The sequence below is a fragment of the Novosphingobium sp. BL-S-21 genome (assembly GCF_055521655.1).
Window position 1 is genome coordinate 1,858,537 of the sequence record NZ_CM145495.1, and the last position, 25,212, is coordinate 1,883,748.

Consider the following 25,212-nt stretch of genomic DNA (forward strand, 5'->3'; position numbering starts at 1 on the left):
TGGTCAGTCCCCAGGCGCCGCGCCGAGGCCGCTCCCGCGCGGATAGAGGGGCTTGTCCCCCGCGGTCCTGCTTGCGGTGGTGACCGGAAAGCGGGGCAAGTCGAAGGGCAGGCGCCCGCGCGCCCGGGCTTTTCCGGCGACAACGTCCGAGACGGCGGCATCGCTGGCGCCGAAGGTCGCGAGAATGGCCCGCGTATGGGGGACCATCGCCGTCAGCACGGCGGGGCGGTCCATCTCGATTGCGACGACGACCGGAACCCGGGACGCCGCGGTCCGGATCGCCTGCATATCCGGATCGGTATCGCGAAATTCGAGCCTGCCTTCATGCTGGCGCGATCCGAAGAAGTGATAAGGGTGAAGCGTCTCGAACGGCGCCGCGCTGCGAACGATGGCCGCATCGGCATCCTCCAGCCGCGTCACCACTTCCAGCCCGGCCGCCCGTGCCGCCTCGGGATCGAGGCCCTGCAGCCAGACCCGCGCGCCGCGGCGCAGCGGCAGGATACCGCCTTCGTTCCGAAGCAGGACCTGGCTGGCGCGCTGGGCAGCGTCGGCCTCGGCCTTCACGGCAGGATCGCCCAGCACTTGCTCCGCGCGGCGGGGATCGACGAAAGGCTGGTCGAACAGGCCGAGTTCGAACTTCAGGCGCAGCACCCGGCGCACGGATTCGTCGATCCGCGCCTCGCTCACCAGCCCCTGCTTCACCGCCTGGGTGATCGGATCGGGACTGTCGATGCCGCCGAACTGGTCGAGCCCGGCATCGATGCCCTTGGCGAAGCGCTGCACCACGGTCAGCCCCTCCACGCCCCAGGGCATGCCGATCGCGCCGGGCATCTGCGGTGCCTCGGCGCTCGGCGCCGAGCAGCGTTCCGGGCAATCGCGCGTGATCGACCAGTCGGAGACGATCAGCCCGTCGAACCCCTTGCCGCCGCGCAGCAGCCCGGTCAGCAACGGCTTGCTGAAACCGGCCCCCACCGGCTCGGCCGGCTTTCCGTCCAGCGTCACGCCGTGCAGCACGACGTAAGTGGGCATCACGCCCGCGCTGTGAGCGGTTAGGGCGCCGTCGAAGGCGCGGATGTGCTCGGCCAGTTCGCGGTTGTCGAGCGTGACGTTGCGGCCATAGTAATTGTGCCCGTCATAGCCCTCTGTCGCGGCGCCATAGCCAACCCAGTGCTTGACGATGGTGGCGACGCCGCTGTGCGTCACCCCGTCCCGTCCGCCCTGGAAGCCTTCCACATAAGCCCCGGCCATGCGCGACACGAGCGACGGATCGGACCCGAAGGTGGCGGTGATGCGCGGCCAGCGCGGCTCCACGCCGATGTCGGCCTGCGGGGAAAGCGCCATGTGGATGCCCACGGCGCGATATTCGCGCGCCGCCGCCGCGCCGAAGCGCCGCACCAGCGCCTCGTCGCGCAGCGCTGCGAAGCCGAGCGTCTCCGGCCAGGCGGAAAAGCCCTTGCCGCGTGTGCTGGCGCCGACAACCGCCTGGAAATGGTTGCGCGGATCGGTGCTGATCGTGGCCGGAATGCCGAGGCGGCTCTCCTCTGCCGCGCGCTGGACGGCATTGTTCTGCTCGGCGAACTGGGCGGGGGGCAGGTCCAGCCGGGTGATGAAGCTGGACATGTGATCCCGGCCCACCAGGTCGCGGACTTTGGCCATGTCGTAGCCGCCGGCGGAAATGCCGATCGCCGCCCCCGGCGTCGGCCCGGCGCCCGGAAGCGTGCCATGCGCCAGCGTGCCGGTCTTCTCCTCCAGCGTCATCCGGCCGAGCAGGTCCTCGACGCGGCGCTCGATCGGGGCTTCGGGATCCTCGTAAGGGTCCTTCTGCCCGTTGTGGTTCAGGTCGCGCCATTCGGCCGCCTGCGCCGATCCGCTGCAGAGCGCCGCCAGTACTAGGCCGCCGAGCAGGCCCTTGGTCCGCCGCCCCTTCATGCCGCGCGCTCCCGGCGCGGCAGGCCGGACATGCCGAACAGCAGCGCCGCCAGCGCCAGCGGCGAGGCCACGGCGCAGACGATGGAGATCGACAGGCCCAGGCGCGAAGGATCGGCGAAGACCATGTCGGTAACCAGAGCCACCGAAGTCGGCCCCAGGGTCGAGCCGACCAGGTTGATGGCCAGCATGTAGATCACCGAGACTTGCGCGCGCATGCGGTTGGGGGTCAGCGACTGGAGCGTGGCCAGTCCGCCGCCGAAGTTGAAGCCGGCAAAGAAGTTCATGCCGCCCACACCCGCCAGCGCGAGCCCGGCCGTCGGCATGAGCGGGAAACCGATCGTCAGGGGAATGAGCGCGGTGAACCCGATCACCGCGGCCAGGAGGTTGCCGTTCACCAATCCGCGCTTTTGCAGCCAGGAGCCGGCGAAGCCGCCGCAGAGCGCGCCGCTCGTACCGCAGAAGAACACCATCCAGCCGTAGGAGGCGCCGATCTGCGAAATCGACATGCCGTAGGAGCGTTCGAGGAAGGCCGGGATCCACGCGCCGGTGCCGTTCCCCACGAAGATCATGAGCGCGAAGCCGACGATGATGCCGAAGTAGGCGCGTCCGTGGGCGGAGAGCTGGCCGAACAGCTGGGCCACGCTTGCGCTTCCCTTCCGTCCGGGATTCTCATGCCCGGCCGGCTCCGCGAGCTTCGGCACGCCGCCACGGCGAACGGGTTCGCGCACGAACAGCATCGCCAGCGACAGCAGCGCGCCGGGAATGCCGAGCGCCAGGAAGATGATGTGCCAGCCTTTCATCGTCCCCAGCACCGGTATGGCGATTTCCGAGGACGGCGGCACCGCCCCGGCGATCAGCCCGCCCAGGATCAGGGCACCGGCCCCGCCGAGGTAGACGCCCATGTTGTAGACGCCCATGGCCAGCGCCAGCCGGTTCTTCGGGAAATAGTCCGCCAGGATCGAGTAGGCGGCAGGGCTCAGTCCCCCCTCCCCGGTGCCCACCGCGACGCGCGCGGCGAAGAGGCCGCCGTAGCTGCGGGTCATGCCGCAGGCCGCGGTGGCGAGGCTCCAGACGAAGATCGACACGACGATGATGTTGCGGCGGTTGGACCGGTCTGCCAGCCAGGCCACCGGGATACCGACGATCACGTAGAACAGGGTGAAGCTCAACCCGTAGAGCAGGCTCACCGCGGTGTCGGAGGCGCCGAGGTCTTCCTTGATCGGCTGCACGAGCAGCGCCAGCGCCTGGCGATCAACGAAGGCCAGGGTATAGGCCAGCATGAGCAGGATCGCCGCCGTCCAGGCTTCGCGCGCGGGGGGCCAGCTGCCACCATCAGGATCGGGAACCGGATCAAAAACCGGATCGGGAACCGTCATCTCCGGCGCCGTCCTCAGCGCGGCATCCTTCGCGGTCTGCAGCATAGTCCCCATCCCTGTATTCTTGTCTTGCCCGGCGCCGTTCGTGCGGCGCCTTTCTGGTGCGACCCGAAAGGCAATGGACAAGCGAGTATTTAGCGCTACAACTAACCGCATTCCCGGGATTGTCAACGCAGTTGTTGGTCAATTCGAACCAAATCGCATCGGCCGGGCACATCCTTGCCAAATTGCGGCCGGAACCTATGACAGGGGCGATTATGACAAGCGGTACGACCCCTCGAAAACGACGGCGCGGCGGCGGCGGCCCCACGATTGCCGAAGTGGCCGAGCTGGCAGGCGTATCGACGATGACCGTCTCCAACGTGCTGAACAACCGGCCGGTCGTCCATGCCGACACCCGCGATGCCGTGCTCAAGGCCGTGAAGGCGCTCAACTACACGCCCAACAGCGCCGCGCGGGCCCTGGCCAGCGCCGCCACCCTGCGGATCGGGCTGGTCCACAGCGATGCCGAAAGCGCCCTGCTCAGCGCGATCCTGGTCGGCTCGCTCAAGGCCGCCTCGCGCCTGGGCGCGCAGCTCATCATCAACTCCTACGACCTGGCCGATCCGGTCGGCGGCGTGGAGGCTTTCCTGAAGACCGGGCTGGACGGGCTGCTGCTGCCGCCGCCGCTCTGTGAAATGGTCAGCGCCGCGGGCATTCCGGAGCGTCACGATACCGCGATGATCGCCCTGGCGCCCGGCGGCGATCTCCGCAACATGGACTGCGTGCGGATCGACGACGAACAGGCCGCTTACGAAGTGACGCGGATCCTGCTGGAAAAGGGCCACCGCCGGATCGGCTTCGTCACCCTGCCCGGCGCGCTGGTGGCGGTTTCGCGACTGCGCGGCTATTTGCGCGCGCTGGGCGAGCAGAGCGTCATTCCTGACATGAGCCTGGTCTGGGAGGCGCGCCCGACCTTCGATGCCGGGCTCGATCTGGCGCAGCGCGTGCTGATCGACGACCGCCGCGTGACGGCCGTGATCGCCGGTAACGACGATATGGCCGCGGCCTTCGTCAACGTGGCCTTGCGCAACAACCTGTCCGTGCCCGGCGACGTCTCGATCATCGGCTTCGACGATACGCCGATCGCCGTGAAGATCTGGCCTGCGCTGACGACCGTGCGCCAGCCGCTGGCGCTGATCGCCGAAAGGGCCACCGAGCGCCTCGTCAGCATCTTGCGCGAAGAAGGCGGGAAAAGCGCCGCGGTGGAGGCCAGCTACGTGGACTTCACCGTGATCGAGCGCAATTCGGTCGGCGTGCCTCCCAAAGACGGATAAGCGGCAGGACAGATAAAAAGGCGGCGGCGGACTTGCGTCCACCGCCGCATGGGCAACCGGCTCGGGAGGAGGAGGTCGAGCGGTCGCCCCAAGGTATCGATACTACTCCGCGTCCGGCTGACGGGACGGGACGGCAACCTGAAATGCCGGCAGGGCGTTGCAGGCAGCTTCCACTTCCGCAATCCTCGGAAAGTCGAACCGCGCGCCGAAGCGCCGCGCATTGCCGAGCTGCGGCACGAGGCAGATGTCGGCCAGCGTGACTTGCGCGCCGAAGCAATAAGGGCCTTCGTTCGCCGCAATCATCGCGGAGAAGGCTTCCAGCCCGGTCTCGATCACTTCGCGCGCCCACCCGGTCACGGATTCCTCGTCCAGACCGCGCGCGCGCAGCATGTCGAGCACCTTGAGGTTCTGGAGGGGATGCACTTCGCAGGCGATCAGTTGGGCCGCGGCGCGGACTTTCGCGCGTTCCAGCGGATCTGCCGGAAGCAGCGCCGGATCGGGCCGGATCTCGTCGAGATACTCGCAGATGGCGAGACTCTGCGTCAGCACCGCACCACCGACTTCCAGGCTGGGTACGAGGCCCTGTGGGTTGAGCCGGAGGTATTCCGGCGCGCGCTGTTCGCCCGCGCGCAGCCGATAGGTGCGCCCGCTCCAGTCCAGCCCCTTGAGAGCGAGCGCGATGCGCACGCGCCACGAAGAGGACGACCGCCAGAACGTGTGGAGGACCAGCGGGTCAGGCACCGGCCGGCGGCCCCACCTTCACCACGGTATCGCTGAGGCCGGCCACCGAAATGACGATTTCGTCGCCCGGCACCACTGCGCCCACGCCGGCGGGCGTGCCGGTGTAGATGAGGTCGCCCGGCTCCAGGCGGTAGGCGTTCGAGAGGAAGGCGATGAGATCCGCAACCGGGTGGATCAACTCGGCAAGGTCTGCCTCCTGCCTGACTTCGCCGTTCACCGTCAGGCGGATCGCGCCTTCGTTCAGCGGGCCGGTTTCGGCGATGGGATGGATCAGGCCGAGCGGAGAGGATTCCTCCACGTTCTTGCCGGCATCCCAGGGGCGGCCCTTGGCCCGCGCTTCCAGCTGGAGGTCGCGGCGCGTCATGTCGAGCCCGGTGGCATAGCCGTAGACGTGGTCCAGGGCGTCGGCCGCGGCGATGCTGCGCCCGCCCTTGCCGATGGCGACGACCAGTTCGGCCTCGTAATGGAAGTTCGCCGTCGACGGCGGGTAGGCCATGACCGACCCGCTGGGGATCACGGTCTCCGCCCACTTGGTGAAGTAGAACGGCGCCTCGCGGTCAACCTCGACGCCCATTTCCTTGGCATGGTCAGCATAGTTGCGGCCGATGCAGAACACCCGGCGGACCGGATAGTCGTGACCGTCGCTGGTCTTCGCAAGGACGGGCGGCAGCGGGTCGAACAGATAAGTCAATGGTTGAACTCCCGGTAGAGATCGAGCTTCACTTGCGAAGCCTTGTCGGAATAGGCGAACAGGACCAGCTCGGTCGCGGCGAGGAAGCGGTGCGGCACCCAGGAGGGCACCACCACCACGTCCCTGGGCTTCAGGGCGATGGTTTCCTCGCCCAGCCGCAGTTCGCCCGTACCTTCGCAGACGACGAAGACGGTGCCGTCCGTCGCCTGGCGGGTGCGGCTCTCGAAGCCTGCGGGCAGCAGCCGGACATGGGCGGAGATGGTGGAGAGCACCGGGCCGCCGTCGGCGGGATTGGTGAATTCCAGCGCGTGGCCGAAGTGCGGGTCGATCTCGCCCCCGGTCGCCAGCGACTGGAGCGCGGGGCGCCAGTCGGCATAAGGATAGTGGAACAGCGGCCGTCCTGCCGGTCGCCGGTCTGCCGCGCTGCCGCGCATCGGGCGCATGTTGTGGCCGTAGCGCGCCAGAGTGTCGCCCGGTGTGGCCGTCTCGGGATGGGCCGCAGAGCCGAGGCGCTCGGCAAAGCTGGCATCGAACAGGCGCACGGTCGGGATGTCCAGGCCGTCGAGCCAGATCATCGGCGCATCGCCGTCATTGCCGTGATCGTGCCACTGGTAGGCCGGCGTCAGCACCAGGTCGAACTGCTCCATCACCGCTTTCTCGCCGTCGAGCGCGGTGAAGGCACCGCTGCCTTCCATGACGAAGCGCAGCGCGTTCTGCGCATGGCGGTGGCAGGGCGCCACTTCGCCCGGCAGGATCAGCTGAAGTCCGGCATAGAGGCTGGGTGTGATCGCCGCCTGGCCCGCCAGGCCGGGGTTCTCCATGATCAGCACCCGGCGCTCGGCCTGCTCGGCGCTGATGATGTCGCCGGCCCGCATCAGGAAGCTGCGGGTCTCCGCATAGTCCCAGCACCAGGGCCTGGCGGGCGAGCGGGGTTCCGTCAGGACCAGTGCATGAAGGCTCTCCCACAAGGGCTGGAGGCCCTGCGGCGCCATCGCGGCGTAGAGCGCTTCAAGCTGCGAACGCTGGTCGTTGGCGCCTTGGGTCATCTCGCCTTGGCTCATACCGCCCTCACCACTTGAGCTGTTCGAGGCCGCAGAACGGATCGACCGGGCTGACGCCGGTGAACGGTGCCTCGCCGGTCAGGCGGCGGACCGTTTCGCGCTGCACCGGCTCGATCGCGCTATAGGCGTTCACGCATGTCTGCATGTGCGGCGCATCGAACAGGTAATAGGGCTGGCCGAAGGAGACCATCAGCGTCGGGATTTCGCGCGAATACTGCGTCATCGCCTTGCGGTTGTTGCCGTGCAGCTTCGCGAAATCGAGGAAGATGCGCGAGGCGCTGGGCGTCGCTTCCTGCCCGACCAGATAGAGGACGAGGTCGGTGTCCTCACGCGAGGGCATCATCTCGGGATCGAACCTGCGCACCTCGAAACCGCGCTGTTCCAGCTCGGCAAACACAGGGCCATAGCCGCGATCGAGCGAGCCGTCCCAGAAGCTGAAGCCCTCCTCCTCGATCACCACGACCCGGCGGTGCTTCACGGGATCGAGCGGCAGGAGGTCCTGCACGTCCTTGACCAGAGTGACGCTCTGCCCCGCCGCGGCGCGGGCCGTTTCAAGGTCTGCGGGGGCCTGAAGCGCCGCCTGCATCTCGGCCAGCGGCATGAGCCGCTCCGAAGGCTCGCGCAAGTGCAGCCCCAGCTTCGCCTTGAGCGTGAGGATGCGCGTGACCGCCTCCTCCAGCCGCGCTTCCGACAGCAGGCCCTTGCGCAGACCGTCCAGCATGAAGCCGTAGTCCCGCTCGGGCGCGCGGCTGAATAGGAAGATGTCGCAGCCGTTCTCGATCACGGTGGGCACCGTCTCGGCGCGCTCCATCCAGCCCGTGAGCCCGCCCATGCCGGTGGCGTCGGAGATGATGAGGCCCTTGAAGCCCAGTTCCCCGCGCAGCAGGTCCTGGTTGAGCAGGCGCGAGACGGTCGCAGGCTGGAAGGCTTCCCTGCCGGCATCGGGCAGGCGCGAACGGATATAGGCGGGGAAGGCGATATGCGCGGACATCACCGTCATGACCCCGGCCCGGATCAGCGTTCCGTAGATGCGGCCGTAGAGCGCATGCCATTCCTCCACCGAGAGCGGGTTGACGCTGGTGACGAGGTGCTGGTCGCGCTCATCGAAACCGTCGCCCGGCCAGTGCTTGAGGCAGGCGGCCACGCCCTCTTCCTGAAGGACGCGGGCATAGGCGCCGGCTTGCGCCAGCACCCTTTGAGGGTCGGAGCCGAAGGAACGGGTGCCCACGATTGCGCTGCGGAACGCCTCGTTGATGTCCACCACCGGGCCGAACGACCAGTCGTAGCCCAGCACCCTGCTCTCGCGCGCGACGAGGCGGGCGACAGCCTCGGTCGTGGCCAGATCGTCGCAGGCGGCCAGCCCCATGATATTGGGCACGGCAGTGGCGAAGGGATAGCTGATAGTGCCGCCCTCGATGTCGCCGGTGAAGATCGGCGGCACGCTGGCGCTTTCGACCGTGAACATCGTCGCCTCACGGAAGGCGGCAAGGTCGCGCCGGGGGAAGCGGTTGATGCCGCCGGGCTTCAGCGCAAGCAGCGGCGCCAGTTCCTCGCGGCTGTCCTGCGAGGTGGAGAAGACGAAGAGCTGGCCGATCTTCTCCTCGGTGCTCATCGCGTCGCGGGTGCGCTCCACCCAGGCCTGGGCCTTGGCATCGATGGCGAGGGGATCGACGGTGTCGAGGGAAGCGGGGGCAATATCAGTCATGGAAAGTTCCCGAAGTCACGGCCACCGGGCCGCGCTTGAACGGCGCGAAGCGGGTGCGGGCGGCAGCAAGACGGCCGCGCATGTCGGCAAGGACATCCGGGTGGCGGTCGGCCACGCTGTAGTTCTCGGCGGGGTCTGCGTTCAGGTCGTAGAGCTGCGGGTACTTGGGATCGGTGGGCCGGAAGCCGGCCAGGAAGTAGTCGCCGGAGACGTATTTCCAGCGCTGCGTGCGGATCGCCACCGGGTCTTCATTGTTGAACAGGACAAGTTCCTCATGGGGAGACTGCTGCGCGCCGCCGAACAGGACGGAGGAAATGTCCTTTCCGTCCAGTTCCGCGTCGGGGAGGGCGACGCCGGCGAGCGCGCAGCAGGTGGGGAGAAAGTCGATGGCCATGGCGATCGCATCGCTGTGGCCGGAAGCGGAGATCGAACTTGGGCACCAGGCGATCAGCGGCACCTTGCTGGCACCGTCGTAGCCGCCGCCGCCCTTGCGCTGGCGCAGGGGGCCGCTCGACCCTTCGTACCAGGGTCCATTGTCGGAGGTGAACAGCACCAGCGTCTCGCGGTCGATCTTCAGCTTGCGCAGCAGGGCAAGGATGCGGCCGACCTTGTCGTCCACTTCCTCCACGGAATCGCCGTAAGCTCCCGCGTTCGAGCGGCCCGCGAAGGGCGCGGGCGGACGGCAGGGCAAGTGCGGCGCGCTGAGCGCCAGTTCCACGAAGAACGGCCTTGCGGCGTTCTCGGTGATGAATTTCTCGGCCTCCTCGCAGAAGATCTGCTGAAGCGGCGTGATCTCGACAGGCGCCTGCACGGCCTCGCGCCCGGCCTCGGCGTGCACCAGCACCAGAGGGCTCATGTCGTGGCTATAGGGGATGCCCACGAAGCGGTCGAAGCCGTGGTGCGTGGGCAGCCAGTCCGGTCCGCGATGGCCGAGGTGCCACTTGCCGAACAGGCCGGTCGCATACCCGGCGGGCTTGAGCGCCTCGGCTATGGTCACTTCGGATTTCGGCAGGACGCGGTCGTCGTTGTAGAGGATGACCTTGTCGCCAAGGCCGGTCCGCACGGGATAGCGTCCGGTGAGCAGGCCCGCCCGCGAGGGCGTGCACAAATTGGCGGCGGCATAGAATTCGGAGAAGGTCAGCCCTTCGCGGGCCATGGCGTCGATGTTCGGCGTGGCGATGCCGCGGGCGCCGGTCATGCCAAGATCGCCGTAGCCGAGATCGTCGCAGAGGATCACGACGACGTTGCGCGGGCGGCGCTTCCCCGCGGCCATGGCGGCCGGCGCCGAACAGGCTGCCGCGGCGGCGGCGCTGGAGGCCAGGAATTTGCGTCGATCCAAGGCGCGATCCTTCAAGAAGCGGCCGGGCGCTGGCGCCCGGCCCAAGGTGGGTCTCAGAAACGGGCGCCGAAGGTCGCACCGAAGTAGCGGCTGGAGTCCTTGTTGTAGGTGCCGACCAGATCGTAGGGGTTGGCCGTGGTGGACATCAGCGAGTTGTGGCCGATGCTGGTCAGGTAGTTGGTGTCGAACAGGTTCTTCACGAAGACCGAAATGCTGTAGCGCTTGTCCGGCGTGGCAACGCCGACCGTGGCGTCGACCAGCGTGTAGGACGGCTGGCGCGTCAGCGGATCGAGTTCCGAGGTGAAGTACTGCGCGCTGGTGAAGTTCACGCCCAGTTGTGCGAAGGCGCTGAACTTGTCGCCTTCGTAGTCGTAGCGCGGCGACAGGGTGATGCGCCAGTCGGGGCTCGCCTGGAGCGGACGATCGCGCAGGTTCTGCTGCGGGGTCGCGCCGGGGGCGGTGCGGTAGCACACGTTGATCGGCGTGCCGGTCATCACCGGTGCGGCAGCCTGCAGCTGCAGCGGGCAGTTCAGGCCGTCGATATTGATGCGCGACTGCGCGTACGTGACGCCGGCATTGACCGAGAACGAGTCCGAGGGACGCATCGTCGCTTCGATTTCGAAGCCGCGGCTGCGCGACGAACCGGCATTGGTGGTCACGAACTGGATGACGCCGGTGGTCGGGTCGGAACGGTTGGCCTGGACCTGCAGGTTCGAATAGTCCGCCTGGAACAGCGCGGCCGAGAACGTCAGCGTACGGTCGGACGTGCTGCCCTTGAAGCCGATTTCATAGGCGTTGACGTGCTCGGGCTGGATCGCGGACTGGTTGGCGAGGTTGGCCGAGATTTCCATCTCGTAGCCCAAGCCCTTGTAGCCGCGGGTATAGGTCGCATAGACCTGCGCATTGCGGCTGAACTCGTACTGCAAACCGGCCTTGCCGGTAACGGCGGTGTCGTGGGCCGAGAAGCTGCCGCTGGTGCTGGCATTGCCCGGGAACACCATGTCTCCGGCGACGATCGGGGCGGTGCGGGTGCCGCTATTGGTGCCCTTTTCGTACTGGACGCGGATGCCGCCGATGGCGCGAAGCCCGCCGACGATGAGATAGTCGGCCTGGCCGAAGGCGGCGATGCTGTCCTGCTTCAGGCGGATGCGGCTCTCGGCGGACTGCCACACGATATTGGTGGTGGCGCAAGGCTGGCCGACGATGCCGGCGGTGCAGCGGGCACGGCGGCGGTCGAAGGGCCGCAGGATGTCGCTGTGCATGTAGAACGCACCGACGACGTAATTGAGGTCCGACTTGCCGTTATTGGCGATGCGCAGTTCCTGCGACCAGGCGCTCAGGTCGACGATGCCGTGGTTCTGGTTCCAGAAGGTATAGGGCGCGAAAGCGGCCGTACCCAGATAGAGCGGCGAAGTGGCGTTGATGCGGTCGATCGGCTGGTTCACTTCCAGATCGTACTTCTGGTAGGCCGTGATCGAGGTGATCGACGCGGCGCCGAGGTCCCAGTCGGCCTGCAGCGAATAGGTCTGCGACTTGCTGTTGGCGTAAGTGTCGGTGTCTTCGTTGATCGTGCGGTTCTTGCGGCTGGCGTCGATCGGGCCGACGACCTGCTGCAGCACCGGGTTGACGATGGAGATCAGCGTCGAGGCGCAGCAATCCGCGTCGGTCTTCTTGTATTCGCCGGCGAGCAGGAAGGTGAGGTTGGGCGTGGCTTCCCATTCCAGCTTGCCGCGCACGCCCCAGCTCTTGGAGCCGTTGACCCACTTGTCAGTGCCGATGTTGCGCGTCACGCCCTGGACGTCGCTGTAGAAGCCGGAGACGCGGGCGCGCAGGGTGTCGGTGATGGGGCCGGACACGGTGCCGCGCGCGCGATATTCGTTATGCTCGGCAATGGTGATTTCGCCCTTGCCCTCGAACGTGTCGGACGGGCGCGCAGTGGTCACGCTGATGACGCCGGCGGATGCGTTCTTGCCGAACAGCGTGCCCTGCGGGCCGCGGAGCACTTCGATGCGCTCGATGTCGGCGAGTTCCGAGAAGCCCTGGGCCGAGCGCACGGCGACGACGCCGTCGACAACCACCGAGACCGAGGATTCGACGCCCTGCCCGAACAGGGCCGTGCCGATGCCGCGGATGCGGAAGCTGGTGTTGGTGGGGTTGGCGCCCTGCTGGAACGAGAGCGAGGGAATGGCGGTGACCAGCGAGGTGGTGTCGTTGATCTGGCGCGCAGCCAGCATGTCGGCGCTCACCGCAGTGACGGCCAGCGGCACGTCCTGGAGGCGCTCGGCGCGCTTCTGCGCGGTAACGACGATATCGCCGGGCATGGTGCCGTCAGGCGCGGCGACATCCTGCGCCATGGCGGGTGCGGCCCACATGATGGCGGCGCCGAGCGCGGTGACGGAAACGGTAGACGCACCAAAAATGGTCTTCAGAGACATGCTTTTCCCCTCCACTTGGGTTCCCGGCATCTTTGCTGCCCAGGACTTCTGGACATTCGCGCCGGGTTCGAATCACCTGATTCATGTAACGCTAAACTCCAACCGCCCGGCCGGTGTCAACGATTTATTTTACCGCTAATATCGGCTTTTCTCTGTGGCTGGCGCGAAAGCGGCGCGTTTCCGTGCATTGCTGTCCGGCGACGGATACGACGAGCAGCGGGGCGTGTCCTTCGTGCAACAGCCAGCCCGGCCTTCATTAGGGAGCTGCGCAATTACCCGGTTGACATCTTCGGACACACTTGCTGTTTTAGCGTTAAATATCGGCCGCTGAGAAAGACGGGCCATACCAAGTGGAGGGGATCGTGAGGGAACAGTGCGAAAGCGACGGCCGCCAGTGGCCTTCGCCGAAACGGGCGTGGTTCGCTGCCGGGATGCTGGCAGCGGCGAACACGCTGGCCTTCGTGGACCGCCAGGCGCTCGCCCTCCTCGTCCAGCCGATCAAGGAAGACCTCCAGGCCTCCGACACGGCGATGAGCCTGCTCTACGGCCTCAGCTTCACGATGTTCTACGTGCTGGTCGGGATTCCCGTCGCGCGGCTGGCGGACCGGGCAAACCGCCGCAACATCGTGGCGGGCGCCGTGTTCATCTGGAGCATCGCCACCGCCCTCTGCGGCTTTGCGCGTAGTTTCGGAACGCTGTTCGTGGCCCGGATCGGCGTCGGTGCCGGTGAAGGCGGGCTCAGCCCCGCCGCCTATTCGATCCTGGCCGACTATTTCCCCAAGGAGCGCCTCGCCGCGGCCATGGGTGTCTATCAGATGGGTATCTACGTCGGCGGCGCCGCTGCCCTCATTCTGGGCGGTTTCCTGGCCAGCGTCGTGCCGCCGGGCAGCGTGGTCCTGCTGCCGGTGATCGGCGCGGTGAAGGGCTGGCACCTGGTGTTCCTGATGCTCGGCATTCCCGGCATCGTGCTTTCCGGCGCCATGCTGCTGGTGCGCGAGCCCGTCCGCATGGGCCTCGACGGCACCGCCGCTGCGGCAAGCCCGCCCTTCTCCGAACTGGCCGCCCATGTCGTGCGCCATTGGCAGGCCTACCTCGGCATAAGCTGCGGCTTTGCCCTGATGATCCTGGTGGGCAACGCCACCGGTGCCTGGATCCCCGCTTTCCTCGAACGCAAATACGGGCTGACGACTGCAGAGATCGGCGGCATCTACGGCCTCATTACCGCAGTCTGCGGCGTCAGCGGCACGCTGGCAGGCGGATTCGCCGCAGCCGCCCTGCGCCGCCGCGGGTTCGAGCGCGCCAACCTGCTGGTCGCCCTGTTCGGCTTCGTGGCGCTGATCCCGGTCACCACGCTTTTCCCGCAGGCGGCCAATGCGTCGCTCTCGCTGGCGCTGATCGGCGCGATGAACTTCCTGGCCGGGTTCAATTTCGGCGGCGGCCTGGCCGCGCTTCAGGAGATCACCCCGAACCGGATGCGCGCGTCGATATCGGCTTGTTACATGCTGATGGTGAACCTGATCGGCGCCGCCGGCGGCCCCTTCGCGATCGCGCTGGTCACCGACTATTGGTACGGCGATCCCGCCGCCCTGCCCAACGCCATCACCATCGTCTGCGCCGTGGCTTCGCCCCTTTCGGTGGCGGCCCTGCTGCTGGGCCTGAGGGGCTACGGCCGCGCCATCGCCGCCCCTACAGCCGACCCGCTTGCCGACGCGATTGCCGCCAGGGCCTGAGACTGCTTTCACGCATAGGACGCCGGGCGACCGGACGCACCGGAACAACAGGATGAGGAACCCAATGTCGAAGCTGAATCGCATGACTCGCCTGGCCTGTACCGCCGCCCTGATCGTCGCCGGATCGCTCGCGTCGCAGCCGGGTCTTGCCAAGGCACCGGCATCCGCAGCCGCTCCGGCCCCGACTTCGGCCCAGACGCGCCCCAATATCGTGCTGATCGTGCTGGACGATACGGGCTTCTCGGACATCGGCGCCTTCGGTTCGGAAATCCGCACACCCAACATCGATGCCCTCGCCGCTGGCGGGCTGCGCTACAACCACTTCGACACCAAGGCGGTCTGCTCCCCCACCCGCGCCGCACTGCTGACCGGGCGCAACCCGCAGACCGTGCGCATGGCCGACCTGCCCGCCAAAGTGCTCAACCCCGCGGACATGACGCGCGACCGGGGCGAGTTGCCGCAGAACGCCAGCACCATCGCCCAGGTTCTCCACCGCGCCGGCTACGCCACCCATGGCTACGGCAAGTGGCACCTCGCCCCCGAGGACGAGGACGGATCGCCCGGACATAACGGCTCGTGGCCGCTCCAGCGCGGCTTCGACGATTTCTACGGCTTCTTCCTGGGCTGGTCCGACCAGTACCACCCGGACCTGATTGAGGGGAACCGCACGCTCCCCAAGCCCGACCGGCCCGGCTACCACTTCTCGGTCGACATCACCGACCACGCGATCAAGGCGCTCTCTGCGAACCCGGCGCAGCCGCAGTTCGTCTACCTCGCCTTCGGCGCCGCCCATGCGCCGATCCAGGTGCCCAAGGCGAACATCGACGCTTACGCCGGGATCTATGAAAAGGGCTGGGACGCCCTGCGGCACGACCGTCTGGCGCGCCAGAAGCTGATGGGCATCATGCCGCCCCAGGCGGAACTGTCCCCCCGCGCCGACGGCGACCGCGCCTGGGCGGACCTGACGCCTGCCGAAAAGACCGTCTTCGCCCGCTTCATGGCCACTTACGCCGGTTTCATCACCCATACCGACGAACAGATCGGGCGGCTGGTCCAGCACCTCAAGGACACCGGGCAGTTCGACAATACGCTCATCATCCTGGTCTCGGACAATGGCGCGGCTTCGGAAGCCGGGCAGAAGGGTTCGTTCGACCGGATGTACCGGCCCAATACCCTGACCCCCGAGCAGATGCTGGCCCGCCTCGACGAACTCGGCACGGACAAGACGCAGAGCGAATACCAGCGCCCCTGGGCCTACCTCGGTTCCACCCCGTACAAGCGCTACAAGATCTGGCCGCAGCTCGGCGGCGTGCGCACGCCGATGGTGGTGAGCTGGCCCGGCCGCATTCATGACGGCGGGCAGGTCCGCAGCCAGTACGTAGACGCAGTGGACATCGCCCCCACCCTGGCCGCCGCGGCCGGCACCGCCTTCCCCAAGGCGGTCGCGGGGCGCGCGGAAATCGCGGTGGCGGGCAAGTCGATCCTGCCGACGATCGCCAATCCATCCGCGCCTGCCGCCCGCACCGTCCAGTACTTCGAACTGCGCGGCAACCGGGCCATCACTCAGGGCAAGTGGCGGGCCCTGGCGGTCCACCCGCGCGACGGCGATTTCGCCAAGGACGTCTGGCAGCTCTTCGATACCGAGGCGGACCCGGCGGAAAACCACGACCTGGCCGCCGCGATGCCCGCCAAGCTCAAGGAACTCCAGGCGCTCTGGTGGTCGGAGGCGCGCAAATATTCCGATCCGCCGCTTGCCGAGGCGCCCAAGCCCTTCCGCTACCGCGAGATGTTCGACGGCAGCGGCGACCGCACGGCTGCCCCGGCCGGGGAAGAACCGAAGTGAGCCCGCGGTTTGCCACGGCACTCGCCGCGCTCGCCCTGAGCACCATGATCGGCGGCATTCCGCCCGCTCTCGCCGCCGTTCCCGCCACGGCTCCTGCCAGCGCTCCTGCCCCGGCTGCGCGCACGTCCGGCCCGCCCAACATCATCCTGATCCTGGCCGACGACTTCGGGGTGGAAGGCATCAATGCCTATGGCGGCGAATACCACACGCCCCATGTCGACCGGCTCGCCGCCGAAGGCACCCGTTTCGACAATGCCCACGCCATGCCGCTCTGCTCGCCCTCGCGCGTGCGGCTGATGACCGGGCAGGAGAACTGGCGCAATTACGAGGCCTTCGGCTACCTCGCCCCCGGCCAGCGCACGTTCGGCAATGTCATGAAGGAGGCGGGCTACGTTACCGGCATCGTCGGCAAATGGCAGCTCATGGGCAACGGCTTCGACGGCCGCACCGGCATCACGCCCGAGGCCGCCGGGTTCGACGAAAGCTACTTGTGGCAGCTCCAGGCGCTGACGTCCAAGGGCTCGCGCTACTGGGGTCCGACCCGCGCCGCCAACGGCACGCCGAAGATCAGCGAGGAAGGCTTCGGCCCCGATTTCGACAGCAGGAAGGCGCTGGACTTCATCTCGCGCCACAAGGACAAGCCGTTCTTCCTCTATTACCCGATGGTCCTGGTCCATAATCCCTGGGTGCAGACCCCGGATTCGATGACCGCCGAAGGGGCTGCGGACCGTTTCAACGGCATGGTGTCCTACATGGACCGGCTGGTGGGAGACCTGATGGCGCGCCTCAAGGCGGAGGGGCTGGACCGGAACACTATCGTCATCTTCACCGGAGACAACGGCACCAACCGCCAGATCACCTCCATGCGCGATGGTCACCCGGTTCGCGGCGGCAAGGGGGCGACCACTATCAACGGCACCCACGTCCCCTTCATCGCCTGGGGTCCGGGCGTCCCCATGGGCAAGGCGAGCGAGGCGCTGGTCGATTTCACCGACCTGCTGCCCACGTTCGCCGACATGGCCGGACAACCTGCTCTTGCCGGCAAGGTCGACGGCGTGAGCCAGTGGCCGGTCATAGCAGGCAAGGCGAGCGCCGCGCGCAGTGCGATCTTCATGCACTATGCGCCGATGTGGCTGTTCAAGCCGGAGCGCTTCGCTTTCGACGCCCGGTGGAAGCTTTACGGAGACGGTCGCTTCGTGGCGATGGACCCGGTTTCCGGCGTCGAGACCGAAGTGCCCGCCGCCCGGCGCAAGGGCGAGGCCGCGCGTCATTACGCGGCCCTACGCAAGGTTCTGGCCGATACCCACGACGGCCCGCTCGATCCCACGCGCTACCCCTGGTGCGAAGGGCAGCCATCCGTCGATCCCGGCCAGCCCGCCACCGTCGCCGGCTGCGGCAGGACGCCGGGAGGAGAAGAATGATGCACCGCACGCTCGTTTCCGCAATGCTGGCAGGCACATGCCTGCTCGGCCTGTCCGGCTGCACGACGAACGCCGTCCCGACCCACACTGCCTCGGCGCAACGACCTGCCGCCGGACGCCCCAACGTCGTCGTCATCCTGGCCGACGATCTCGACTGGGCGGATGTCTCCACGTACGGCCGCGCCGACGTGCCGACGCCGAACATAGACCGGATCGCGAAGACCGGCGTGGCCTTCTCCAGCGGCTATGTCACCGCCTCGGTCTGCGCGGTCAGCCGCGCGGGGCTGCTGACCGGACGAATGCCGCAGCGCTTCGGCTTCACCTACAACATCAACGACGAAGGCGATGAAGGCGCGGGATTGTCCGTCGACCAGAAGACCCTGGCAGAGCGTCTGAAGCCGCTGGGCTACCGCACGGCCGCCTTCGGCAAGTGGCACCAGGGCGCGGAGCGACAGTTCTATCCCACCGAACGCGGCTTCGACGAATTCTTCGGCTTCATCGCGGGCGAAACCAACTACGTCGACCCGAAGACGCCGGGCATCGTCACCACGCCCACCAAGGCGGACAAGTACCCGATCACCCCGCGCACCGGCCATCACGCCATGGTCGAAGGCCCGGAGGCCAGGCCTGCCGACGATTTCACCCGCTACCTGACCGACCAGATCACCGACCGGGCCGTGGACTTCATCGACCGTTCCGCCGGGGACCGGGACCACCCCTTCTTCACCTATGTCGCCTATAACGCGCCGCATTGGCCGTTGCAGGTTCCACAGGCCTATTATGATCGCTTCCCGCAAGTGCAGGATCCGGTGCGCCGAACCTACATCGCCATGATCGCGGCGATGGACGATGGCATCGGCCGTATTCTCGACAGTCTTGAATCGCGCGGGCTACGCGACAATACCATAGTCGTGTTTCTCTCCGACAACGGCTGCCCGACCCGCTTCGGCTTCTGCAACCCGGACCATCCCTGGGGCTCGGGGAAGTTCACTTATCTCGAAGGCGGCGTACGCGTGCCTTTCGTGCTGTCCTGGCCCGCGGGCCTGAAGCCGCAGGGGATCAGCGACAGCCCGGTCTCCTCGGTGGACATCGCCGCCACCGTGCTTCACGCGGCATCCCCCCGCAGCCCCCTGCCCGCCGAACTGGACGGACGCGACCTGGTGGAAACCGCCCGCCATCCCGATCCCGACCGTCTGCTCGTCTGGGGGCAGGAGCCGGTCTATGCCGCCCGGCGCGGCGCCCGCAAGCTCTGGGTCTCGCACGACTGGAAGACCTCCCACCTCTACGACCTGAACCGCGACCCGGCCGAGATGAACGACCTCTCCGCCGCCGACCCTGCAGGCGCGGCCGATCTCTCCGCCGAAATCGAGCGTTTCCGCGCGGGCCTGCCCGATCCGCGCTGGAAACTTCACTTCACCCGCAAGACCACCGTCAACGGTCGCGAGACCGAATGGGTCTACTGACGAGGAACCCCGATGAAGACCAGAACCGCTCTCCTCGCCCGCGCGCTTGCCGGTGCCGCCTGCTTCGCCGCCCCAGCACTTGTACTATTGTCGCCGCTTGCCGCGCAGGCCAAGGCGCCCGCCGCCGCGCCCGCGACGCAGGAAGCCCGCCCGCGCAACATCATCTTCGTCCTCGTCGACGACTTGCGCTATGACGGCATGGGCTTCCTCCAGCCCGGCCTGCTGAAGACGCCGAATATCGACCGCATGGCGAAAGAGGGAACCTACTTCCCGAACGCCGTCGTCACTTCCTCGCTCTGCAGCCCCAGCCGCGCCACGATCCTGACCGGGCAGACCGCGCGCAATCACGGCATCGTCGACAACAACGACGGCTCCGAAGCCGGGCTCACCTATTTCCCCAGCTATCTCCAGCAAGCCGGCTACGACACCGCCTTCTTCGGCAAGTGGCACATGGGCAGCAGCACCGATGCGCCGCGTCCCGGTTTCGACAAGTGGGTGAGCTTCATGGGCCAGGGCAATTACTGGCCCACCAAGGCGACCACCGCCCATTCCTCGCCCGACCTCAACGTCGACGGCAAGGAAGTGCCCCAGAAGGGCTACATCACTGACGAACTGACCAATTATGCGATGGACTGGCTGACGAAGGAGCGCGATCCGAAGAAGCCCTTCTTCCTCTACCTCAGCCACAAGGGCGTCCATTCCGACCCGCTGCCGCCGCCGCGCTACGCCCACCAGTACGACAAGGCGAAGTTCACCCTGCCCGCCAGCGCCGCCAATACGCCGGAGAACAACGCCGGCAAGCCGGTCTGGGTGCAGAACCAGCGCAATTCCTGGCACGGCATCGACTTCTTCTACAATGCCGACGTGCCGATGACCGAGTATCTCAAGTACTACTACGGCACGCTCTCCGCGATCGACGACAGCCTCGGCCGGATCATGGACTATCTGCGCAAGAACCACCTGGAGAAGGACACGCTGGTCGTGTTCACCTCCGACAACGGCTACATGGTCGGCGAGCATGGCCTGATCGACAAGCGCAACGCCTACGAAGCCTCGATCCGCGTGCCGCTGGTGGTGTGGGAGCCGGGCACCGTGCCCGCGAACAAGGTCAACCCGGGCCGCATCCGCAATCTCGACTTCGCACCGACGTTCCTCGACGTGGCAGGCGCCCAGCGTCCGCAGCAGTTCGAAGGCACGAGCGCCTGGAACCTCTGGGCAGGCAAACAGGCCCCGAGCGACTGGAAGCCGGGCGACTTCACTTACGAATACTACTGGGAATACAACTTCCCCATGACGCCGGGCACTTTCGCCATCGAGCGGGACCGGGTGAAATACATCCAGTACTACGGCGTCTACGACACCGACGAACTCTACGACCTCAAGAGCGATCCCGAGGAAATGCACAACCTGGTGGACGATCCCAAGTGGGCGGCCAAGAAACAGGAACTGCGCATCGCGCTTTACGACCAGCTCGCCAACCGGGACGGAAAGCACATGATCCCCTACGGCGCGCGTCTCTCGACCGGCGCGGTGCGGCGTGACGTGAACGGCAGCCGCGCGGCGGACTTCCCCGCATCGTGGTACATCAAGCCGAATCCGACCGACCGGCTCGATCCGATCCTTCCCGATGGACCGGCCAAGCTCAAGGCGCAGGCCGAAGGCAAGCCGCTGATCTACACCCCGCCGCTGAAGGACGAATTGGTGAAGCAGGTCGGGAGCGCAGGCCAGTGACCGTGGTATCGCGCCGCGCCGTCCTGGGCTCCATCGCCGGCGCCACCACGCTGGCGGCCACGGGCACCGCCGCCCGCGCCGCCGCGCCGGTCCAGCGGCCCAACATCTTGTGGATCGTCAGCGAGGACAACAACCCCTACGTCGGCGCCTATGGCGACAAGCTGGCCCATACGCCCACGATCGACGGGCTGGCGGCCAGGGGCCTGCTGTTCCGCAACGTCTATTCCAATGCCCCGGTCTGCGCGCCGTCGCGCTTCGGCATCCTCACCGGGGTCTATCCCGAAAGCTGCGCCCCGGCGAACCAGATGCGCGCGGTGGGCAAGCTGCCGAAGGCGTTCCGGACATATCCCGAGCTGATGCGGGCCGCGGGCTATTTCTGCACCAACAGCGCCAAGACCGACTACAATTGCGACGTGGATCCGCAGGCGATCTGGGACGGACAAGGCAAAGCCGCGCACTGGCGCTCGCGCGAAGACAAGAGCCAGCCGTTCATGGCCGTGTTCAATTACGAGACCACGCACGAATCGAAGATCTTCAAGCCCACCCAGGGCCGCGTGACGCCGGACATGATCAAGGTTCCGGCGTTCCTGCCGGACACGCCCGGCATCCGCCAGGACTTCGCCAGCTACTACAACCTGATGGAAAAGATGGACGGCGAGCTTGCCGAACGTCTTGCCGAGCTGGAGGCAGACGGCCTGAGCGAGGACACCATCGTCTTCCACTATTCCGACAATGGCGGCGTCCTCGGCCGGTCCAAGCGCTACTGCTATGACGAAGGCCTGCGCTGCGAGATGGTGGTCTATGTCCCGGAGAAGTGGCAGCACCTGATGCCCGGCCGCCCGGGCATCGAGATCGCCTCGCCGGTCAGCTTCATCGACCTTGCGCCCACGGTGCTGGCCCTGGCCGGGGCCGCGCAGCCCGCGCAGATGACCGGGAAGGCCTTCCTCGGCCCCAAGGCCGCGCCGCAGAAGTACGCTTTCGGCATGCGCAACCGCATGGACGAGCGGATCGACTTCCAGCGCACCGTCACTGACGGTCGCTGGCGCTATATCCGCAACTACATGCCGCACCGGCCGCTGGGCCAGCACCAGGCCTTCGAATGGCTCGCCAAGGGCTACCAAGAATGGGAGCAGGCCTATCTCGACGGCAAGCTGACCGAAGCCCAGGCGCGTTTCTTCCAGCCCAAGGTCTTCGAGGAACTCTACGACCTCAAGGCGGATCCACTGGAGCTGCACAATCTCGCCGCAGAGCCTGCCCACCGCGCCTTGCGCAAGACGCTGAGCCAAGCGCTGGACGCGCATATGCTGGCGATCCACGACAACGGCTTCCTGCCCGAGACGATGGTCGGCGAAGGATGGGAGGCCAGCCGCGATCCCGCCGTCTATCCGCTCAAGACGGTCATGGCGCTCGCCCGCACCGCCGCCATGGGCCGGATCGAGGGCCTGCCCTCGCTGCGCGCTTCGCTGACGAGCCCGGTCGAAGTGCTGCGCTACTGGTCGGCCATGGGCCTGCTGATCCTCAGCGCGAAAGCCGCGCCGGCCAAGGCGGAGATGCTGGCTGCCCTGGCGCGGGAGACATCGCCCCATGTCCGCATCGCCCTGGGCGAGGCGCTGGCGCGCATGAGCGAGCCGCAGGCCCCCGCGAGCCAGACGGCGGTGGCCACGCTCATCGCCCTCTGCGCGGAGGATCGCCCCTGGCAGGTGCGGCTCCATGCCATCAATGCCCTTACTTATGTCGGCGCGGCGGCAGCTCCGGCCCTCGATACGGCGAAACAGGCGATGGCCGGATCCAACGAATACCTGAAGAGCGCGGGCAAGTATCTCATGCTGAAGCTGACCGGCACCTACACCCCCGCCACCCCAGTGTTCGACTGGGAGGGCATGCAGGCCCGGATCAAGGCCGGAGGCGCGCCATGAGCACTGGCCCTGCCGCCCCCGCACCCACCCTCGCCTATGCCTTCTCCGCAAGGGTGGAACTGCTCGATCCGATCGACCACGGCATCGTCGAAGGGCGCCGCCGCCGCTTCGTGCCGATCAGCGGCGGCACGGTCTCCGGCCCGGATCTCGAAGGCGTGGTTCTGCCCGGCGGCGGCGATTGGCAGGCGATCGGCACTGACGGCTCCACTCTGGTCGATGCCCATTATGCGCTGCAGGCCAGCGACGGGACGATCATCGACGTGCGCAATGCGGGCGTGCGGGTGGCCAGCGTCGATGTGAGCGAGCGCATCGCGCGCGGGGAGCCGGTCGATCCCGGCAGCTACTACTTCCGCACCGCCCCGCGCTTCGAAGTGCGCGACGGGCCTCACGCCTGGCTGCGGCAGACGATGTTCATCGCCCGCGGCGTACGCCATCCCGAAGAGGTCGTGATCGATTTCTACCGGGTAGAATGATCCGGCCCGGAACGCTCGGTTCCGCTTGGGCTTCAGACGGAGACGCGGCGGGGCTTTTCCATCTCCAGCCGATTGCGGCCCTTGGCCTTGGCGCAGAACAGTGCCAGTTCGGCGCGCTCGATAGTGCTGTCCATGCTGTCGGCGATGCGCGCGACGCTGCCGCTGGTGGTGATCGCCAGCCGGCTGTCGCCCACTTTCTGGCGCAAATCGGCCAGGGTCGTGACCACGCGGGTGCAGATCGCCTGCGCCTGTTCGGCATTCGTGCGCGGCAGCAGGACGGCGAAGCGCTCCGACCCGACCCGGGAGATGATGTCGTCCGAACGCAGCATTTCGCGCAGCAGGTCGGCGAAGACGCGCAGCACTTCGTCCCCGGTCGTCTGGCCGTGCTTCATGTTGATCGTGCGGAAGAAGTCGATGCTGAACATGGCCAGGCACCCCTCCATCCCCTGCGCGACCATGTGTTCGAGCATGGAGATGAAAGCGGCGCGATTGGTCAGCTGGGTCAGCGGGTCGGTGTAAGTCGCCGCGAACAGCTGCTCGCGCAGGCTGCGGCGCTCGTCGATGGAGCGCATCACTGCCAGCACGCCGTAGACCGCCCCGCCCTCTTCCGTGAGCGGACGGATGCGGATCTCGAACCAGCTTTCGCGGGCATCAGGCGTCACGGCGGGAAATTCGACCCATTGCGCGCCTTGCCGCCCCTCGATGGCGGCCGACAGCGCCCGCGACACGGCATCCCGGGCCTGCGCGGCGACAAGGTCCAGCAGATGGGGACCGGCCTCGGCGCGAACCTGCACGCCCAGCTTGCGGATGCCGGGCGAGGCATGGACGATCACACCAGCAAGGTCCGTCTTGAGGATGACGTCAGAGGTCGTTTCCGCCAGCAGCCCGTAAAGTGCGGAGCTTTCCTGAACGGTGAAATTCATGCCCATCTTGGTATTGCCCCGGATCAGAGGGACCGCAAAGCGATCCAACGAAAATCGGGCCCGTGATTCGGATTGCGTTAGCAGACGTCAGAGCGCTCAAATGACCACTTCCAAGCATACAACTTCCGTTTTCCGGCGACCCTTGCAATAAATTTCAACAAGAATTGTTAGCCCTGTTATCTAACAGTTCGAATCTCAAGTTATTGTTATTGATGTATTTACCATCGCTGAATTGAGTCGGAAAGCGCATTTACCCTGTTCCTGCACAGGGCTGGGCAGAGCGCCGCTCAAATCCGGCAAGGACTGGAAATTTCAGAGTTCGATCATGATCCTGATCTTGTCGGGGCTCGTCTCCACGGCCGCGGCGATCTGTTCGCGGCAGCGGGCGATGAGTTCCGGCAATCCGGCTACGGTCCGGCCGGGGCGCAGTTCGGCGGCCGTGACGCCCAGTTCCTCGGCAATGGCGTCCAGCCGTTCCTCGATCGGGCGGGCGCGGCCCTGTTCCCAGGCCCAGACGGTCGGCTTGGAAACGCCGAGCCGCGAAGCCAGTTCGCCCTGAGTCAGCCCGCGCAGCTTGCGCAGGCGGTGCAGGCGCTCACCGAAGCTCTCGCCGCCGATGGCGGCCGGAGCGGATACGAGCGGCGGCGGCGCCAGTTCGACGTCCTGCGTGACGCTGCGAAGCTGTGCCGCGCTGAGGACGGCGGGATGGAGCGGCGTATCGAAAGCGCAGCCGAACAGCCGTCCGCTGGCCCAGACCACCCGCGCGCGCGTGATACCGGCCTCCGGAAGGTCGATCTCCAGCGCTTCGCCGATCTCCATGTCCACCCGCGTTTCCAGCAGGAGACCCGTTTCGGAGAAGTTGTGAATGGTGACCGGAGTCTCGACGCCGGAAGGCAGGGAGCCCTGCGTTTCGATCGTCAGCCGTTTGCGCGTGGCGCGCGGCTTTCCGGCCTGCTGGCCGTTCTCGGTGGGCTTGTCTTCAAAATGTGCCGCAATCGGCATGGCGCAATCTCCAAGAGAATCGCACCCTGTCCCTACAGGGATTAAGAATCGGTTAGCATGTCGGCTAATTTTCCTTGCCGCACTATTCGCAAAAACCCGCAGATCGACTCTAACATC

The 25,212-nt window shown here is 66.9% G+C and carries 18 protein-coding genes; 8 read left to right on the forward strand and 10 right to left on the reverse strand.

The window, feature by feature from the left end; translation table 11 throughout:
* Positions 1–3: 3 nt before the first annotated feature.
* Entirely contained in the window at positions 4–1,929 is a 1,926-nt protein-coding gene (locus ACZ1J6_RS07340; protein ID WP_465127223.1) for a glycoside hydrolase family 3 protein, read from the reverse strand.
* Complete coding sequence (locus ACZ1J6_RS07345) at positions 1,926–3,350, reverse strand: MFS transporter (protein ID WP_465127224.1); 1,425 nt, start codon at positions 3,348–3,350, stop codon at positions 1,926–1,928. The genes ACZ1J6_RS07340 and ACZ1J6_RS07345 overlap by 4 nt, the downstream gene beginning before the upstream one ends.
* Before the next feature lie 212 nt (positions 3,351–3,562).
* Between ACZ1J6_RS07345 and ACZ1J6_RS07350 the strand changes: the two genes are divergently transcribed.
* A complete protein-coding gene (locus ACZ1J6_RS07350) occupies positions 3,563–4,621 on the forward strand; it encodes a LacI family DNA-binding transcriptional regulator (protein WP_431568956.1) in 1,059 nt (352 codons plus the stop codon).
* Between the two features lie 102 nt (positions 4,622–4,723).
* On the opposite strand, the gene maiA is transcribed toward ACZ1J6_RS07350, so the two are convergent.
* From maiA to ACZ1J6_RS07380, 6 genes are read right to left on the reverse strand one after another with little or no spacing between them, the layout of a single operon-like run.
* Entirely contained in the window at positions 4,724–5,362 is a 639-nt protein-coding gene (gene maiA / locus ACZ1J6_RS07355) for a maleylacetoacetate isomerase (RefSeq protein WP_431568955.1), read from the reverse strand.
* Positions 5,355–6,053, reverse strand: coding sequence for a fumarylacetoacetate hydrolase family protein (locus ACZ1J6_RS07360; protein ID WP_132267344.1), 699 nt, complete (start codon positions 6,051–6,053; stop codon positions 5,355–5,357). The genes maiA and ACZ1J6_RS07360 overlap by 8 nt, the downstream gene beginning before the upstream one ends.
* The gene (gtdA, locus tag ACZ1J6_RS07365; RefSeq protein ID WP_207913021.1) at positions 6,050–7,114 is read right to left on the reverse strand and encodes a gentisate 1,2-dioxygenase; all 1,065 of its coding nucleotides are present in this window, start codon (positions 7,112–7,114) and stop codon (positions 6,050–6,052) included. Before gtdA ends, ACZ1J6_RS07360 begins: the two co-directional genes overlap by 4 nt.
* A gap of 7 nt (positions 7,115–7,121) precedes the next feature.
* Positions 7,122–8,819 (reverse strand): glycoside hydrolase family 3 protein, encoded by a 1,698-nt coding sequence (locus ACZ1J6_RS07370; protein ID WP_132267345.1) that lies wholly within the window; start codon positions 8,817–8,819, stop codon positions 7,122–7,124.
* Positions 8,812–10,158: a sulfatase family protein gene (locus ACZ1J6_RS07375; protein ID WP_243654299.1), complete on the reverse strand. Its 1,347-nt coding sequence runs from the start codon at positions 10,156–10,158 to the stop codon at positions 8,812–8,814. The genes ACZ1J6_RS07370 and ACZ1J6_RS07375 overlap by 8 nt, the downstream gene beginning before the upstream one ends.
* A gap of 53 nt (positions 10,159–10,211) precedes the next feature.
* Positions 10,212–12,593 (reverse strand): TonB-dependent receptor, encoded by a 2,382-nt coding sequence (locus ACZ1J6_RS07380; RefSeq protein ID WP_132267347.1) that lies wholly within the window; start codon positions 12,591–12,593, stop codon positions 10,212–10,214.
* Between the two features lie 362 nt (positions 12,594–12,955).
* On the opposite strand from ACZ1J6_RS07380, the gene ACZ1J6_RS07385 reads away from it, so the two are divergent.
* The 7 genes from ACZ1J6_RS07385 to ACZ1J6_RS07415 all read left to right on the forward strand — a co-directional run bounded on the left by ACZ1J6_RS07385 (position 12,956) and on the right by ACZ1J6_RS07415 (position 23,170).
* Complete coding sequence (locus tag ACZ1J6_RS07385; RefSeq protein WP_465127225.1) at positions 12,956–14,323, forward strand: spinster family MFS transporter; 1,368 nt, start codon at positions 12,956–12,958, stop codon at positions 14,321–14,323.
* Between the two features lie 64 nt (positions 14,324–14,387).
* A complete protein-coding gene (locus tag ACZ1J6_RS07390; RefSeq protein WP_465127226.1) occupies positions 14,388–16,166 on the forward strand; it encodes an arylsulfatase in 1,779 nt (592 codons plus the stop codon).
* Positions 16,163–17,587 (forward strand): sulfatase-like hydrolase/transferase, encoded by a 1,425-nt coding sequence (locus tag ACZ1J6_RS07395; RefSeq protein ID WP_465127227.1) that lies wholly within the window; start codon positions 16,163–16,165, stop codon positions 17,585–17,587. The genes ACZ1J6_RS07390 and ACZ1J6_RS07395 overlap by 4 nt, the downstream gene beginning before the upstream one ends.
* The gene (locus ACZ1J6_RS07400) at positions 17,587–19,050 is read left to right on the forward strand and encodes a sulfatase family protein (protein WP_465127228.1); all 1,464 of its coding nucleotides are present in this window, start codon (positions 17,587–17,589) and stop codon (positions 19,048–19,050) included. Before ACZ1J6_RS07395 ends, ACZ1J6_RS07400 begins: the two co-directional genes overlap by 1 nt.
* Positions 19,051–19,062: 12 nt before the next feature.
* Entirely contained in the window at positions 19,063–20,781 is a 1,719-nt protein-coding gene (locus tag ACZ1J6_RS07405) for a sulfatase family protein (protein WP_465127229.1), read from the forward strand.
* Positions 20,778–22,697 carry a sulfatase-like hydrolase/transferase gene (locus ACZ1J6_RS07410; protein WP_465127230.1) on the forward strand — a complete coding sequence of 640 codons (1,920 nt, stop codon included), beginning with the start codon at positions 20,778–20,780 and terminating at the stop codon, positions 22,695–22,697. The genes ACZ1J6_RS07405 and ACZ1J6_RS07410 overlap by 4 nt, the downstream gene beginning before the upstream one ends.
* Positions 22,694–23,170, forward strand: a complete 477-nt coding sequence (locus tag ACZ1J6_RS07415; RefSeq protein WP_132267353.1) for a DUF3237 domain-containing protein — start codon at positions 22,694–22,696, stop codon at positions 23,168–23,170. The genes ACZ1J6_RS07410 and ACZ1J6_RS07415 overlap by 4 nt, the downstream gene beginning before the upstream one ends.
* A gap of 32 nt (positions 23,171–23,202) precedes the next feature.
* Here the strand turns inward: ACZ1J6_RS07415 and ACZ1J6_RS07420 are convergent, their stop codons facing one another.
* Both ACZ1J6_RS07420 and ACZ1J6_RS07425 read right to left on the reverse strand, forming a co-directional pair.
* Positions 23,203–24,093: a GGDEF domain-containing protein gene (locus ACZ1J6_RS07420; RefSeq protein WP_465127231.1), complete on the reverse strand. Its 891-nt coding sequence runs from the start codon at positions 24,091–24,093 to the stop codon at positions 23,203–23,205.
* Between the two features lie 312 nt (positions 24,094–24,405).
* Positions 24,406–25,095 (reverse strand): helix-turn-helix domain-containing protein, encoded by a 690-nt coding sequence (locus ACZ1J6_RS07425; RefSeq protein ID WP_134093497.1) that lies wholly within the window; start codon positions 25,093–25,095, stop codon positions 24,406–24,408.
* Positions 25,096–25,212 lie beyond the last annotated feature (117 nt).